Below are 15,203 nucleotides of genomic sequence, written 5' to 3'. Positions count from 1 at the left end.
AGCAAAAGGCATGAAATGCCACTGGCAGATGCTGCAAGGTGCCGCGGGCAGGACTATGACCCCATACGCCTGCCCTAGCCTCAACCTTTGCCTAGCATTCTCGCCAACACGAACGTTGCCAGCACGGCCAGCACCACTGCGCCAGTAATGGACGGTACCGTACCCAGCGGCTCGATCGAGCTTTTCACCGCCAGGTAGAAGCCCAACACCCCCACAGCGCCAATGGCATTGCCGCGCACGATCGCACCCAGCTCCTGGTGACCGCCCTGAACATGAGCGAACACCGCCAGCGGCCAGGCAATCACCGGGATGGGTGCCAGCAGGCCGCTGGCCACCGGCCCAAGCCATTGGGCACTGGCAGTGATCGCCACCAACAACAGGGTTGCCGTGAGCATGCGCATGGGGATCACCCAGCGAGGCAGCGGCACAACCTTCGCGGCACCGGCCTGCGCATTGTTCGAGGTAAGGATGATGATCAGCGTAAGCAGGAGCAACGTCACGCCGACTGACACCGCCACCATGCCCAAGCGGCTCATCACAAAGGCGGTGACCGCGTAAACCGCCACGCCCGTGATGCAGCCGATAAAAGCGGACACATGCCGGGTCACCAGGTAGTAGAACAGGTAGGTTGCCTGTACGGCGGCCAACCCCGCCAATGCGCCAGGCACCGCCTGCAACGCAAAACCAGGCCCCTGTTCGAGGCTGAGAAACAACATGACCAGGGCCGAGGTGACCGGCAGCCCGGAGAGCAGCCCACCGATCTGGGTACCCCAGCGCCTGGCTGCCAGCGAGATGGCCAGCATGAGGGTCGGGGTGATCAGGAACTTGAGGTAGAAGGCAGTCATTGAGGGCGGCATCAGTTTCAAAAGACAGGAGTGGGCTTATCGTGCCTGACAGGCGGCAGATAAGCGCCCAATGCTAATGGAACCGCTGGGGCATTACTCAGATTATTAGCGCCCGTTAATAAAGTAGAACGTCGCCAACCCTGCCCCAGTCATCAGCAAGGAACCTGTGACGTGCAAAGCGATAGAGCCCAGAGCCCATGAAATACGCCCCTCCTGCATAAGCGACACGACCTCTGCGGAGAAAGTGGAGAACGTGGTCAATCCACCGCAAAAACCAGTGATCAGCAGCAGGCGCCATTCGGGGCTGAGCGACGGCGATGCGGAGAAGAATGCGATGGCCAAGCCAATGATGTAGCCACCAAGGAGGTTGGCCAGCAGGGTACCTGGCGGCACGGCGGGGAAAAGTGCATTGAGCTTCATGCCCAGGCCCCAGCGAAGCCAGGCACCGACCATGGCACCAATCCCGATGGCCAATAGCGACTTCAACATACAGCATCGCGCTCCGGGCAAAGAACTGGCAGGCATTCGGTACCGGCATCAGCCGCCAGCTTCAGCCGATCGGCCTTGCAGATGTATTTAGGCTTGTTTCGCGGTGCCAGCTTGGCGGCGGCCTTTTTCTGGTGTGCTTGCAGCAACTGCTTGATCTTCTTGCGACGGTTCATGGTGCCACTCGGTACGGGGTTGATCAGGTAGAACACATCATAAATGATGGAACCAGGCCCTGGGGGCGCGGGTGAATCACTCGTTGCCCTGGCGCTTGGCGTTTTTCTTGACGATGGCCTTCATCCGCGTCGCAGCGCGCTGCACGGTGGCCATCTTCTCCGGGCGTTTCATGCCGCGCCACTTGCGGATTTCCTCACGGGTTCGGCCACAGCTCACGCACAGCTCGCTGTTGAGCTGGCAAAGCGAGACGCAGGGGTTTTCGATGTCTTTGGCCATGGGCTGCTCCGGTCGTGGCCGCGGATGATAGCGCACGACGGCCAGATGCGCCGAGAACAGGGCGCTCCACAGGCCCTCAAGCCGCTGCGGCCCTGTCGGTATCGCTGCTGACCTCGAACTGCCCGACCAGCTTCTGCAGCTTGCTGGCATTGGCCTTCACCGTCTCGGCACTGCTCTGCAGCACCACCGCCGTCTGGCGCATTTCACTGGAAGACTGGTTGACCTGCTCAATGGTCTTGCCATAAGCCAGGCTGCGCTGGTTGAGCTGCTGAATGATCTGGAACATGCTCTCTACCGCCTGGTGCAACTGTACGTTCTCCGACGAGGCATCTTCGGCCAGGCGCAAACTGTCATCGACATTATGTACCCCCTCCTCCATGAAGCTGACGGCTTGCTGGGTTTCATTCTGCAGGCCTTCGACCATGTGCCGGATATCGTCGGCGGCGCGCGCCGTGCGCGAAGCCAGGCTGCGCACTTCGTCGGCCACCACCGCAAACCCTCGGCCATGCTCGCCCGCGCGGGCGGCCTCGATGGCGGCATTGAGGGCCAGCAGGTTGGTCTGGTTGGTGATGTCGCTGATCAGCCCGCTGATGTTGCCGATCTGCGCCATCCTGCTGTCGAGCAACTGCACACTGGAAGCAGAACGCGCTACCACATCCCGAATCGACTGGGTGCCGGCCTGCACCGCCAGGTACTGCTCGCGGGCACGGCTGACCACCTCGTCCATGGCCTGCTTCATCTGCTCTGCGCTGACCGAAGCCTGCTGCAGTTCGCCCAGTTGCTCCTCCATGATGATCATCATCTGGTGCACCGCCTCGGCCACTTCGCTGGAGGTGACGCTCGCTTCGTGGCTGCGCCCGAGCATCATCTGATTGGTGGCGCCCACCGTGCGGCTGGCCTTGACCACTTGGCCCACCACCGAGTCCAGGCGGTCGATGAAGCTGTTGATCCAGCGCGCCATGTCGCCACTTTCATCGTTGGCCATGGTCGTGGTGTCCAGGCGTTGGCGCAGGTTGCCCTCGCCCTCGGCGATGGTGCGCAGTACATCGGTCATGCCATTGAACCTGGCTGCCAGCCGCCGGGGCCCCAGCGCACTGAAAAGCAGTGTGGCAGCCAGCATGCTCACGGCCAGCAGCGCATCGTTGATGCCTTGCGCCAAGCCCGCGTAGTGCTGCACCAGGAAGTTGCAACCAAACAGGCCGGCCATGATCGCGATGTACGGCTTCATCAACCCGTAGCTGAGTGAGCGTCGCCGGTAGACCTCCTCCAGATCGGCTTCGCACATCATGCCCCACCGGTCCGGCGAGCCCGGCAACTGGAATGTGACGCCTTTGCCCACCACTGGTACATGGCGATAGTCCGAATAGCCAGGGTAAGTCACGAACAGGTTGGCGCCCTGGCGGATGGTTTCCCGAACGCCTGGATGAAGCTCGCGGGTGGCAGGGTCGGTAAAGCGCAGCTCAAGCTCGGTATGGCGCTGGACCTGCACGGTGCTCCATGGCGTATGCACCCCACTCTTGAGGTTTTCCCCGTGGGTGAAGGTGCCGTCCTCGAAACGTGAGCGCGACAGGGCGGTACCCGGTTTGATAGCGGGGTCGAAATGCGATTGCGCCATGAACAGGTAATTGTCACCGGACTCGGCATAGATATGCCCGGCCTCGCGCTGGATCAGGTCGCCCAATACATCGTTGGGCACCCGGCCGCAGAGGCAGCCGTAGACCTTCCCTTGCGCTTTGAGCGGCTGATAGAACATCAGTGTCACTTCGTCGTGAAACCGCGACGACGAGGGGCCGATCTGCAAGGTCAGCGGATCACTGTAGGGGCCGTGCAAAAACGGCGCCTTCAACCCCTGGGCCAAGGCGCCCAGTTGCCCGATGCGTTGGCCGTTACTGCGTTGCGCCCAACTCGACAACACAACCGTGCCACTGGTGTCGATGATGAACAGTTCCGAGAAGTCGTTCGCTTGGGCGAGCTTGTCCAGCAATGGCGTGCGGTCGTGAGCCAGGGCCGGGCCAAGGTTTTCAGCAAGTTCCGCCAGGTGTTCCCACTGTTCTCTCGCCCAGCTTTGCAGCAACTGCATGCGGGTCTGGGCTATGGCTTCGAACGTCTGCTCGATGACCGGATAAGTCGATCGGTTGAGCCCGCAGGACCAGCGCATGCTGAGCTTGCCGGTTTTTCCGAACCACGGCAGCCAATGCTTCTCAGCCGATGACAACTGCATGGAACCACTTGAAAGCGACATTATCTTCACCATACGCGACATCACAATGGCAAAGTGATAGCAAGTACTACGCCAACTCGTATGCAAGCTAATGATTAGGCAGGTAGCCATGGCCTCAGTACGCCATCTGCGCACCAATGAGGGGCAAAAAATGCGACCTGCGCCAATAAGGGTCGCCCGCCACAGGACCTGATCTCACTCACCGCCAGTACTGCGTGTCATCGACAATCTGTTCATGCCCTGCAAACAGCGCCGGCAACTGCTCCTTGAGGTAATCGATCCAGGTCCGCACCTTGGCATCCAGATAGTGCCGCGACGGGTACATTGCGTACAACGCACACTCACGCAACCGGTAAGGTGCCAACAACCGCCGCAAGCGCCCTTGCTCGATCGCCTGGCTGGCCGTGTAGAACGGCAGCAGCCCGATGCCCATGCCCAGTTCACTGGCCACCAGCATCGCGTCGGCGACGTTGGTCAGGAAGCTGTCGCGCGGCGCGATCACGCAATGGTCCAGCCCTTGGGGAAACACCCAGTCGCCCTCATACATCGGGTACGCCATGCGCAGGCAGCGGTGCTCATGCAGGTCTTCGGGCCGCTCGGGCACACCATGGGCCTCCAGGTAACTGGGCGCGGCGCAGGGGATGCTGAAGATGGTACCCAGCGGCACAGCGATCAGCTGTGAGTCGGGCAACGCGTCGTCCACGGTGATCACCACATCGTGCCCTTCGGCCAGCGGGTCGGGGTTGCGCTGGGACAGGGTCAGCTCCACCACCACCTCCGGGCATAGCGCGTTGTAGCCGGCCACCAGCGGCATCAGCAACAGGCCAAGGCCGTGCGGGCAATGCAGGCGCAGCCGGCCACGGGGGGTCAGGTGCGCGCCACGCGCTTCGCCCACCGCCTCTTCGGTCAACAGCATGATTTGCCGCGAGCGCTCAAGAAACCGCTCGCCGGCCTCGCTCATGCGCAAGCGCCGGGTGGTGCGGTGCAGCAGGCGAGTCTGCAGCTGATTCTCAAGCTCGGCGACGATCCGCGACACCTGCGCGGCTGAAATGTCCAGGGCATTGGCAGCCGCAGCGAAGCTGCCGCACTCCACTACCCGGGTGAAGGTGCGCATGGCGTGCAGCATGTCCATGGGGCTCGGCTCCTTGTTCGTTCTTATTCGTACGTTCCAGGCAGGAATCTATCACGGCTTAGCCCATTTATTGTGCACAGCCAAACAATACATCATTGGTAAAACATTGAAGAAGGAGCCTGCCATGAACATCAAACGCTCGATCGCGCTGCTTGCGCTCTCTGCCACCTTCGCCTCGTTCGGCGCCTTGGCCGCCCCAGGCGCCGCCCAGCCGGCCGCCAACGACAGCGCCAACTACGAATACGGCATGCCGCTGGATGTAGCCAAAGTGGTGTCGATCTCCCCGGCCAGCAACATTGCCGATTGCCAGGTGGGCACCGCACACATGGTCTATGTCGACCATCAGGGCCAGACCCACGAGGTCAACTACCAGGAGATGGGTAACTGCTCGCAGCAGTGATTCAGGCCAGCACCTGGGTGATCCAGCCAACCTGCCTGGCAAAGTCCTGCAGCTTGTGTGGCGCGATCGCATCCCGGGCACGTTCGAAGTTGGCCAAGGTCTGCTGCTTCTGACGCAGCATGCGCTGCCACTTGGTGACAAACGCCGGACTTTTCTCCCGCATCAGCAGCGGGCCGAAATACAGCTCTTCGGCGCTATAGACGACTGCCCCGCCCGGCTCGGCAACGATGATCTCGTAGTCGAAGCGGTTCTCGCGCAACACCTCTTCGCAAACGATCCGGTAGCCGTTGGCCATCAGCCAGGCCCGTAGCTCACCCTCACCGCCATTGGGTTGCAGGATCAACCGCTCGCTGCCGCTCAGGCGTGCCTTGCCCCGCTCCAGGATTTCGCACATGGTGTCGCCGCCCATGCCGCAGATACTCACCGCCGAAATGCGGTCTTGCGCCTGGATCGCCTCCAGGCCATCGGCCAGGCGAATGGTGATGTGTTCCTGCAGGCCGTTGCGGCGCACGTTGCGCTGGGCCGAAGCATAAGGCGTTTGCGCCACTTCCCCGGCCACCCCCGCTTCGATCACCCCACGCAACGCCAAGGCCACCGGCAGGTAGCCGTGGTCCGAGCCGATATCGGCCAGGCGCGCGCCTTGCGGCACATGCGCCGCCACACGCTCCAGGCGCATCGACAATGTCTGTTCGTTCAACTCAAGCCCCTTGCTCAACAATCGGCGCGATTCTGACCGCCGTGGCGCGGTATTACAATGCGCGCGGGCCAAGCGGTGCCCTGTGGCTCGACCCCTGCGCCGTGCTCGCGTAGGCTTGCGGCTTTCCTTCCGTCGCAAGGCAAAACCACTTTATGGCCAACATCATCTTCACCCCGGATTCCGATGCCGAGTCCATTTCTTCCGACGTCGCCGAGTTCAACGGCGTGCTGGTCACCACCCAGATTCCAGCCGATCTGGACGGCGATATCGTGCAGCAGAGCGAAAGCACCCTGCAGGCACTGAAAGAGGCCTTGGAAAAGGCCGGCAGCGGCATGGATCGGGTCATGCACCTGACCATCTACCTCACTGACATGACCGACCGCGCTGCCTTCAACGAGGTGTACCAGCGTTTCTTCAGCAAGCCGTGGCCGGTGCGCGCTGCCGTGGGCGTGGCGGCGCTGGCGTACCCGCAAATGCGTGTCGAAGTGACCGCGATGGCGGCCAAGGGCTGATAGAGCGGTTGTCTCAACGCCAGGGGCTGCAAGGCGGCCCCAACCCAAGCAGGGCGCACTACCGGCAAAACACCTCTGGGCAGCCAAAGCATGCCACCCGCCCATTTCCCCGCTACAATGCCGCCCTACCGTGACAGCCCGAACCTATAACGACATGTCCCTTCCAAAGAATCACCTGGAACTGCTCAGCCCTGCCCGTGACGTGGCCATCGCCCGTGAAGCGATCCTGCACGGAGCTGACGCCATCTACATCGGTGGCCCGAGCTTTGGCGCGCGCCACAACGCCTGCAACGAAGTGGGCGAAATCGCCGAGCTGGTAGAGTTCGCCCGGCGCTATCACGCCCGCGTGTTCACCACCATCAACACCATCCTGCACGACAACGAGCTGGAACCAGCGCGCAAGCTTATCCATCAGCTGTACGACGCCGGCGTCGATGCGCTGATCGTGCAGGACCTGGGGGTGATGGAACTGGACATCCCGCCGATCGAGCTGCATGCCAGCACCCAGACCGACATCCGTACCCTGGAGCGGGCCAAATTCCTTGACCAGGCCGGCTTCTCCCAGCTGGTACTGGCCCGTGAACTGAACCTGCAGCAGATCCGCGCCATCGCCGCCGAAACCGACGCGGCCATCGAGTTCTTCATCCACGGCGCGCTGTGCGTGGCCTTCTCCGGCCAGTGCAACATTTCCCACGCCCAGACCGGCCGCAGCGCCAACCGTGGTGACTGCTCGCAGGCCTGCCGCCTGCCGTACACCCTCAAGGATGACCAGGGCCGTGTGGTGGCGTTCGAGAAGCACCTGCTGTCGATGAAGGACAACAACCAGACCGCCAACCTGCGCGACCTGGTCGATGCCGGCGTGCGCTCGTTCAAGATCGAGGGCCGCTACAAGGACATGGGCTATGTGAAGAACATCACCGCCCACTACCGCAAAGAACTCGACGCCATTCTCGAAGACCGCCCGGGCCTGGCCCGCGCCTCCAGCGGCCGCACCGAGCACTTCTTCGTACCCGACCCGGACAAGACCTTCCACCGCGGCAGCACCGACTACTTCGTCACCGACCGCAAGGTGGACATCGGCGCTTTCGACTCACCAACCTTCACCGGCCTGCCGGTAGGTGTGGTGGAAAAAGTCGGCAAGCGTGACCTGCAGGTGGTCACCGAAGTGCCGCTGACCAACGGCGACGGCCTCAACGTGCTGGTCAAGCGTGACGTGGTGGGCTTCCGGGCCAACATCGCCGAGCCGCGCGGCGAGTTCGAAGAAGACGGCCACAAGCGCTACCGCTACCGGGTCGAACCCAACGAGATGCCCGAGGGCCTGCACAAGCTGCGGCCCAACCACCCGCTGTCGCGCAACCTGGACCACAACTGGCAGCAGGCCCTGCAGCGCACCTCGGCCGAGCGCCGGGTAGGTGTGGAGTGGCACGCCGTGCTCACCGAACAGCGCCTGATGCTCAGCGTCTGCAGTGAAGAAGGCGTAAGCGTGCAGGTCGCCCTGGATGGCCCGTTCGGCGCAGCCAACAAGCCGCAGCAGGCCCTGGACCAGTTGCACGACCTGCTCGGCCAGCTGGGTACCACGATGTATCACGCCAATGCCATCGTGCTGGACGCACCGCAGGCGTACTTCATCCCCAACTCGCAGCTCAAGGCCCTGCGCCGCGAAGCCATCGAGGCGCTGACCGAGGCGCGCATCAAGGCCCACCCGCGTGGCGGGCGCAAGGCCGAGACCACGCCGCCGCCGGTGTACCCGGAGTCGCACCTGTCGTTCCTGGCCAACGTCTACAACCAGAAGGCCCGCGACTTCTACCACCGCCACGGCGTGCAATTGATCGATGCTGCGTACGAAGCGCACGAGGAGCACGGCGAAGTGCCGGTGATGATCACCAAGCACTGCCTGCGTTTCTCGTTCAACCTGTGCCCCAAACAGGCCAAGGGTGTGACCGGCGTGCGCACCAAGGTGGCGCCGATGCAGTTGATCCAGGGCGATGAAGTGCTGACCCTGAAGTTCGACTGCAAGCCGTGCGAAATGCACGTGGTCGGCAAGATGAAGAGCCACATCATCGACCTGCCGACACCCGGCAGTGCGGTGGCTCAGGTGGTCGGGCACATCAGCCCGGAAGACCTGCTCAAGACCATCCCGCGGGCACCGCACTGAGCGTGATACGCCCCTGTGGCCTGTAGGAGCGGCCTTGCCGGGGCGCCGGACCGGTCGGAAAGGGCTGCGAAGCGGCCCCAGCTGACCAGCAGCGATGCAAAAACCTGGGGCCGCTTCGCGGCCCTTTCGCGACACAAGGCCGCTCCTACAACAACCGCGAGACCTGCGCAGCGGCCGCCTTTACACCATCACAGAATCCCCAACCCCCGCGCCGTCCGGTCCACGGCAATGCGCGTCTTGTCCACCAGCTCATCGAGCTCGCCATGCGTGGCCACCAGCGCCGGCGCCATGATCATCCGCCCCAGCGTCGAACGGATGATCACACCTTCCTCGAACCCGTAGGTGCGGCACTGCCAGGCCAGGTCGTTCTCGTTGGCGTAACGCTTGCGGCTGCCCTTGTCCTCGGCGAACTGCAACGCCGCCACCAGCCCCGCGCCCTGCACCTGGCCAATCAACGGATGGTTGGCAAACGCCTCACGCAGGATGCGCTGCAGGTACGGGCCGGTATCGTCCTTGACCTGGCGCACGATGCCTTCGTCGCGCAGCGCCTTGAGGTTGGCGATGGCCACTGCGGCCGCCACCGGGTGCCCGGAATATGTCAGGCCGTGGGCGAATACCCCGCCACGCTCCACCAGCGCTTCGGCGATGCGCTTGCTCAGCACCAGGCCGCCCATGGGCACGTAACCCGACGTCAGGCCTTTGGCGATGGACAGGGTGTCCGGCTCGAAGCCAAAGTACTCGTGGGCGAACCATTCACCGGTACGGCCAAAGCCACCGATCACCTCGTCGGCGCACAGCAGCACATCATACTGGCGGCAGATGCGCTGGATTTCCGGCCAGTAGCTTTCCGGCGGGAAAATCATGCCGCCTGCGCCCTGGAACGGCTCGGCCACAAAGCCTGCGACATTCTCTGCGCCCAGCTCGAGGATCTTCTCTTCCAGCTGCAAGGCGCAGCGGCGGCCGAACTCGGCCGGCGTCAGCTCGCCACCCTCGGCGTACCAGTACGGCTCGTCGATGTGTGCCACGTCCGGAATCAGCCCGCCCATCTCGTGCATGAACTTCATGCCGCCCAGCGCTGTGGCGGCCAGGGTCGAGCCGTGGTAGCCGTTCCAGCGGCCGATCATGATCTTCTTGTTCGGCTGGCCGACCACCTGCCAGTAACGGCGCACGGTGCGGATCAACACCTCGTTGGCCTCGGAGCCGGAGTTGGTGTAGATCGCGTGGCTGTAGTGCCCGGGCAGCAAGCTGAAGAGCAGTTCGGACAGCTCGATCACCGCCGGGTGGGTGGTGTGGAAGAACATGTTGTAGTACGCCAGCTGGTCCATCTGCGCGGCGGCGGCGGCGGTCAGGTCCTTGCGCCCGTAACCCAGCTGGGTGCACCACAGCCCGGACATGCCGTCCAGGTAGCGCCTGCCGTCGTTGTCCCACAGGTACAGGCGTTCGCCGCGGGTGATGACCCGTGGGCCTTCGGCGTTGAGCGCCTTCTGGTCAAGGAAAGCGTGGATGTGGTGGGCCGCGTCGCTGGCCTGGTAGTCGCGGGTGTCGCGTTGCGGCTGGAAGGGTGCGTTCATTGTTGTTCTCCGTGAGTGAGGGTCAGCGCAGCTGGAACCAGGTGGTCTTGAGCTGGGTGTACTTGTCGAAGGCGTGCAGCGACAGGTCGCGGCCAAAGCCCGACTGGCGGCCGCCGCCAAAGGGCACCGCCACATCGAGGGCATCGACCGTGTTGACCGAGACGGTGCCCGCCTTCAACTGCCGGGCCACGCGGTGGGCGCGGTTGAGGTCGTCGCTCCACAGCGAAGCGGCCAGGCCATAAACGCTGTCGTTGGCCAGGCGTACGGCCTGCGCTTCGTCGTCAAAGGCAGTGATCGCCAGCACCGGGCCGAACACTTCTTCGCGGGCCAGGGCCGAATCCGGGCGCACGTCGGCGAACACCGTTGGCGCGATGAAGTTGTTCGAGCCGTTGAAGGTCAGCCGCTGGCCGCCGCACAACAGGCGTGCGCCGTCGCCCTGGGCCTGCTCGATGGCAGCCATGACACGTGCGCTCTGGGCGTCGTCGACGATGGCACCGGCGCGGCTGGCCGGGTCCAGGGGGTCGCCGGGCAGCCACTGGCGGGCCTTGGCCAGCAGGCGCTCGACGAACTCGTCGTGGACCGAGCGCTGCACATACAAGCGCGAATTGGCAGAGCACACTTCGCCCTGGTTGAAGAAGATGCCGAAGGCCGCTTTCTCCGCTGCCAGGTCCAGGTCCTGACAGTCGTCGAACACCAGGTTCGGGCTCTTGCCGCCACACTCCAGCCACACCTGTTTGAGGTTGGATTGCGCCGAGTACTGCATGAAGTACTTGCCCACCTGGGTGGAGCCGGTGAACACCAGGCAATCCACATCCGGGTGCAGGCCAAGGGCACGGCCAGCGCTTTCACCCAGGCCCGGCACCACGTTCAGCACACCTTCGGGCACGCCTGCCTCAAGCGCCAGTTGGGCCAGGCGCAGGGCCGAGAACGGCGACTGCTCGGCGGGTTTGAGCACCACGCTGTTGCCGGCGGCCAGCGCCGGGGCGACCTTCCAGGCAGCCATGTCCAGCGGGAAATTCCACGGCACCACGGCGCCGACCACGCCCAGCGCTTCGCGCGTGACCGTGGCCAGGGCATTGCCTGCGGTTGGCGCGACCTGATCGTAGACCTTATCCAGCGCCTCGCCGTACCAGGCGAATACGTTGGCCGCGCCGGGCACATCGATGGTGTAGGCGTCCATCACCGGCTTGCCCATGTTCAGCGAGTCGAGCAACGCCAGCTCCTCGCGGTGGGCCATCATCAGTTCGGCCAAGCGCAGCAACACGCCCTTGCGTGCCGCAGGTGCCATGCGCGCCCAGGGGCCTTGCTCGAAGGCGCGACGCGCCGAACGCACAGCCTGGTCGATTTCGGTATCGCCGCAAGCGGCGACCTGGGCCAGCAACTGCCGGTTGGCCGGGTTGATGGCATCAAAGGTCACCCCTGACTGCGCCGCCAGCGGGCGGCCGTCGATCAGCGCCGTGGTGATGAAGCTTTGCCTTGCAGCGCGCTGCTGCCAATCGCTTTTCGTATGCACGCAGGTCTCCCTTGCGGCCGCGCGGGCGGCCGGTTGCAGTTGTTGTAGGTGTGGGTGGCCGTGGCGCCGTCAGCGCCTTCGCAGGTAACTTTCCAGCGGGTCCTTGCTCAAGCCTTCCTGGGCCTGGGCCAGCGAATCGATGAACAGCGAGAACAGCTCGGACTGCTTGGCGATGTCGAGCTTGGTGTAGAGGTTCTTGCGGTGGGTCTTGACCGTGTCTTCACTGATGCCCAGGCGCTCGGCCAGCGAGCGCGTGGAGTGGCCGCGCAGCAGGTACTGGGCGATGCGGCATTCGCGCTCGGTGAGCAGCGAGGAGCCGAAGTTGTTCAGCGCGGCGTTGATCTGCCGGCCCAGAGCACTTTCGAAGCGCCCGCCCACGGCGTCGACATCCAGGTGGCTCCACTGGCGCCGCACCACGGCCACCACCCAGGGTGCGACACATTTGAGGTCACTGACCTGCTGACGGTCCAGGCGGCGGGTACTGGCCAGGGCCACGGCGATGGTCAGGTGTTCATCCAGAGGGACGATGAAGTTCAGTTCGTCCTCCAGGTGTGCGTGCTGGTAGAACGACAGGTAGTACTCGCTGCGCTTGAAATGGTCGGGGGCAACGTCGCTGAGGCGAAAGCAGCCGGCAGCCACACTGTCCATGCAGGCACGGTAGAACGGGCACAGCAGGTAATAGCCTTCCAGGTAGCGCTGCACGTTGCCTTCGGGCAGCCATGGGCCCTCTTCGTCCTTGACGAACAACGCCGAAGGCAGGCCCTTGCGTGGGTAAAGAAACACCGTGATGGCCTGGCACGGCGCAAGCAACTTGAGCGCGGCGAACAGCGCCTCGACGAAGCCCGGCGTGCCTTGGGCGTCGATGACACGGGCCATCTGCGCGTACCAGTCGGGCGATTTCAGCCGGTCTTTGCTCATTGTCGTCGTCCCATGCCGGGGTGGTCATGGTTGGGATTCTTGCATGGGATGCCGGGGGCGGCCATCACCCTTCGGGGTGAGGTTGTGGCATGCTCTGCAGCTCTTTCACTTCAGGGCCTGAACATGCTGATCGACGAAGAACTGACCCTGAAAAAACTCGAGACTTTCCTCGCCTTCATGCGCAGCGGCAACCTCGGCCGCGCTGCCGCCGAGTTGTCCACCAGCGCGGTCAGCGTGCACCGGGCCATTCATTCGCTGGAAAGCGCCCTGCGCTGCCCGCTGTTCAAGCACGAAGGCCGTCAGCTGATTCCGCTGGAAAGCGCCTATGTGCTGGAAAAGAAAGCCCGCCAGTTGATCCAGGACGCTGAGCAGATGGTGCGCCAGACCCGCGAGGCCGCCGGTTTCTACGCCGAACGCTTCCGCCTCGGGGCCCTGTATTCACTGACCGTGAAGACCGTGCCCAAACTGGTGATGGGCCTGAAGCTGCGGCGCAGCGAGCTGAACATCGACCTGACCCTGGGCTCGAATGTCGACCTGCTGCAGCGGCTAAAGAACCATGAACTGGAAGCGGTGCTGGTGTCGCTGGATGAAAGCGTGGCCGACCCTGCCTGCGAGCAGTTGCCGCTGTTCTCCGACGATATCTACCTCGCCGTGCCCACTGATTCGCCGTTTGCCGAGCAGCAGGAGGTGGACCTGGCGGACCTGGCCGAGTCCACCTTCATCACCCTGACCCAAGGCTTTGCCACCCACCGCGATGGCGCACGGGTGTTCCAGCAGGCCGGGTTCGAGCCGAAGGTGGCGATGCAGGTGAACGATATCTTCACCCTGCTCAGCATGGTCAGTTCGGGGGTGGGCTTTGCACTGTTGCCGGGGCGCATTGCTGCGGTGTACGAAAACCGGGTGAAGCTGATTGCGCTGCAGCCGCGTTACCGGCTGCAGCAACATATCGGCGTGGTGTTCCTCAAGGCCCGGGAGCGCGAGCCCAACCTGCTGGCGCTGCTGGCGGAATGCCGAATGTACAGCCGGGAAAACTGAGCGGCGCACACCGCGGCGGTTCGCCAGAACCACCGCGACAAAGCCGGCCTACGCCACCAGGCCACGCATGCAGAAGTACAGCAGCGAAGGCCCCAGCAGGCAGCCCAAGGCGGTGTAGAAGGCTGCGGTCAGGCAGCCATAGGGCACCAGCTTGGGGTCGGTCGCCGCCAGCCCACCGGCCACACCGCTGGAGGTGCCCATCAAGCCACCGAAGATCACCGCAGTGCGCGGGTTGTTCAAACCGATCATCGGTGCCACGAACGGCGTCACCACCATGACCAGGATCGCTTTGACCAGCCCGGCGGCAATCGACAGCGCCATCACCTCGGAGCTTGCGCCAATCGCAGCGCCCGTCACCGGCCCGACGATATAGGTCACTGCCCCGGCGCCGATGGTGGTCAGGCTGACCGCATCGGTGTAACCAAAGGCCATGGCCACCCCTACCCCTGCGACGAACGAGGTGCCGATGCCGAAGAACAGCGATATCACCCCGGACACCCCGGCGCGCTTGAGTTCTTCGATGTTGACGCCAAAGGCCGTGGCGACGATGGCAAAGTCCCGCAACATGGCCCCGCCCAGCAGGCCGATGCCCGACAGCAGCGGAATGTCCACCAGCCCTTTTTGCCCGCCCGTCATCACCCCGCCGACGTAAGACAACGCCAGGCCCAGGAAAATAGCGATGGCAGAGCCGTGCAAACGCCCGCGGGTCAGCTTGTCGGAGAACCAGTAGGACAGCCACATGGTCACGCCGATCACCGCGAAACCACTGACCAGGCCATAACCGTTGATCACTTTCATCATGGATTCGTACATGGCGGTCACCGTTGCGAAGCAGTCAGGGGTTTGTCGGTGCCCGCCTCAGGCTTCTTTTGCCCGATGCGGTCCAGCAGCGGCACCATGGCAAAGCTTGCGACCACCGCCACGACGCCTGCCGTTATCGCCATCGGCCCACCGGACAACGCGCCCAGCACATTCTGCTGGGCGGCCATGGCCACCACGATGGGGATGTAAATGGCGCTCCAGAATTCCACGCCCTGTTCGGACTTGGCCTTGATCAGGCCACGCTTGTTGAGGTAACTGCCGATGAAAATCAGCAGCAGCATGGCGATGCCGACACCGCCGACGTTGGCTGGTACGCCCAGGAGCTTGCCCAGGAGTTCACCGATAAACAGGCCTACAAGGGTACACAGGGCCAGAAAGGCCACACCGTAGATGATCATTGTTGTTGTCCTCGCGTTGGGTCGAAGTTGCTTGTTGTTGTCCTT

General features: G+C 63.6%; 16 protein-coding genes. 4 read left to right on the top strand and 12 right to left on the bottom strand.

All coding sequences use genetic code 11. The annotated features are described in order from the left end of the window. Positions 1-80: 80 nt before the first annotated feature. The 6 genes from ACMGGN_RS08095 to ACMGGN_RS08070 all read right to left on the bottom strand — a co-directional run bounded on the left by ACMGGN_RS08095 (position 81) and on the right by ACMGGN_RS08070 (position 5,137). Entirely contained in the window at positions 81-845 is a 765-nt protein-coding gene (locus ACMGGN_RS08095; protein WP_115275535.1) for a hypothetical protein, read from the bottom strand. Positions 846-950: 105 nt separating this feature from the next. Further along, on the bottom strand, positions 951-1,334 hold the full coding sequence (gene crcB, locus ACMGGN_RS08090) for a fluoride efflux transporter CrcB (protein WP_161872387.1): 384 nt from the start codon (positions 1,332-1,334) through the stop codon (positions 951-953). Continuing rightward, positions 1,328-1,507 carry a DUF2986 domain-containing protein gene (locus tag ACMGGN_RS08085; protein ID WP_115275534.1) on the bottom strand — a complete coding sequence of 60 codons (180 nt, stop codon included), beginning with the start codon at positions 1,505-1,507 and terminating at the stop codon, positions 1,328-1,330. The genes crcB and ACMGGN_RS08085 overlap by 7 nt, the downstream gene beginning before the upstream one ends. Positions 1,508-1,583: 76 nt before the next feature. Continuing rightward, the gene (locus ACMGGN_RS08080) at positions 1,584-1,784 is read right to left on the bottom strand and encodes a DUF1289 domain-containing protein (RefSeq protein ID WP_012314714.1); all 201 of its coding nucleotides are present in this window, start codon (positions 1,782-1,784) and stop codon (positions 1,584-1,586) included. A gap of 76 nt (positions 1,785-1,860) precedes the next feature. After that, complete coding sequence (locus tag ACMGGN_RS08075) at positions 1,861-2,511, bottom strand: methyl-accepting chemotaxis protein (protein WP_376778914.1); 651 nt, start codon at positions 2,509-2,511, stop codon at positions 1,861-1,863. 1,693 nt (positions 2,512-4,204) lie between these two features. Then, positions 4,205-5,137 carry a LysR family transcriptional regulator gene (locus ACMGGN_RS08070; protein ID WP_046786027.1) on the bottom strand — a complete coding sequence of 311 codons (933 nt, stop codon included), beginning with the start codon at positions 5,135-5,137 and terminating at the stop codon, positions 4,205-4,207. Between the two features lie 130 nt (positions 5,138-5,267). Between ACMGGN_RS08070 and ACMGGN_RS08065 the strand changes: the two genes are divergently transcribed. Next, positions 5,268-5,537 (top strand): DUF2790 domain-containing protein, encoded by a 270-nt coding sequence (locus ACMGGN_RS08065; protein WP_115275533.1) that lies wholly within the window; start codon positions 5,268-5,270, stop codon positions 5,535-5,537. Position 5,538: 1 nt separating this feature from the next. On the opposite strand, the gene ACMGGN_RS08060 is transcribed toward ACMGGN_RS08065, so the two are convergent. Continuing rightward, positions 5,539-6,234, bottom strand: a complete 696-nt coding sequence (locus tag ACMGGN_RS08060) for a tRNA (adenine(22)-N(1))-methyltransferase (protein WP_115274642.1) — start codon at positions 6,232-6,234, stop codon at positions 5,539-5,541. A gap of 152 nt (positions 6,235-6,386) precedes the next feature. On the opposite strand from ACMGGN_RS08060, the gene ACMGGN_RS08055 reads away from it, so the two are divergent. Both ACMGGN_RS08055 and ACMGGN_RS08050 read left to right on the top strand, forming a co-directional pair. Further along, positions 6,387-6,746 carry a RidA family protein gene (locus tag ACMGGN_RS08055; protein WP_115274641.1) on the top strand — a complete coding sequence of 120 codons (360 nt, stop codon included), beginning with the start codon at positions 6,387-6,389 and terminating at the stop codon, positions 6,744-6,746. Positions 6,747-6,900: 154 nt separating this feature from the next. Next, positions 6,901-8,901: a peptidase U32 family protein gene (locus ACMGGN_RS08050; protein WP_115274640.1), complete on the top strand. Its 2,001-nt coding sequence runs from the start codon at positions 6,901-6,903 to the stop codon at positions 8,899-8,901. Between the two features lie 188 nt (positions 8,902-9,089). Here the strand turns inward: ACMGGN_RS08050 and ACMGGN_RS08045 are convergent, their stop codons facing one another. The 3 genes from ACMGGN_RS08045 to ACMGGN_RS08035 all read right to left on the bottom strand — a co-directional run bounded on the left by ACMGGN_RS08045 (position 9,090) and on the right by ACMGGN_RS08035 (position 12,903). Further along, positions 9,090-10,472 (bottom strand): aspartate aminotransferase family protein, encoded by a 1,383-nt coding sequence (locus tag ACMGGN_RS08045; RefSeq protein WP_115274639.1) that lies wholly within the window; start codon positions 10,470-10,472, stop codon positions 9,090-9,092. A gap of 22 nt (positions 10,473-10,494) precedes the next feature. Continuing rightward, positions 10,495-11,985 carry an aldehyde dehydrogenase gene (locus ACMGGN_RS08040; protein ID WP_115274638.1) on the bottom strand — a complete coding sequence of 497 codons (1,491 nt, stop codon included), beginning with the start codon at positions 11,983-11,985 and terminating at the stop codon, positions 10,495-10,497. A gap of 69 nt (positions 11,986-12,054) precedes the next feature. Next, positions 12,055-12,903, bottom strand: coding sequence for a helix-turn-helix transcriptional regulator (locus tag ACMGGN_RS08035; protein ID WP_046786023.1), 849 nt, complete (start codon positions 12,901-12,903; stop codon positions 12,055-12,057). Positions 12,904-13,026: 123 nt separating this feature from the next. Here ACMGGN_RS08035 and ACMGGN_RS08030 point away from each other — a divergent pair, with 123 nt between their 5' ends. Further along, entirely contained in the window at positions 13,027-13,938 is a 912-nt protein-coding gene (locus ACMGGN_RS08030; protein WP_012314724.1) for a LysR substrate-binding domain-containing protein, read from the top strand. Positions 13,939-13,986: 48 nt separating this feature from the next. Here ACMGGN_RS08030 and madM read toward each other — a convergent pair whose 3' ends face one another. Further along, positions 13,987-14,751, bottom strand: a complete 765-nt coding sequence (gene madM, locus ACMGGN_RS08025) for a malonate transporter subunit MadM (protein WP_012314725.1) — start codon at positions 14,749-14,751, stop codon at positions 13,987-13,989. Between the two features lie 5 nt (positions 14,752-14,756). Continuing rightward, complete coding sequence (gene madL / locus ACMGGN_RS08020; protein ID WP_115274637.1) at positions 14,757-15,158, bottom strand: malonate transporter subunit MadL; 402 nt, start codon at positions 15,156-15,158, stop codon at positions 14,757-14,759. Positions 15,159-15,203 lie beyond the last annotated feature (45 nt).

This window comes from Pseudomonas sp. BNK-30, assembly GCF_047456185.1.
Taxonomy (GTDB): domain Bacteria; phylum Pseudomonadota; class Gammaproteobacteria; order Pseudomonadales; family Pseudomonadaceae; genus Aquipseudomonas; species Aquipseudomonas putida_E.
The sequence above is the reverse complement of the archived record's forward strand: the minus strand, read 5'-3'. Positions and strand labels throughout refer to the sequence as shown.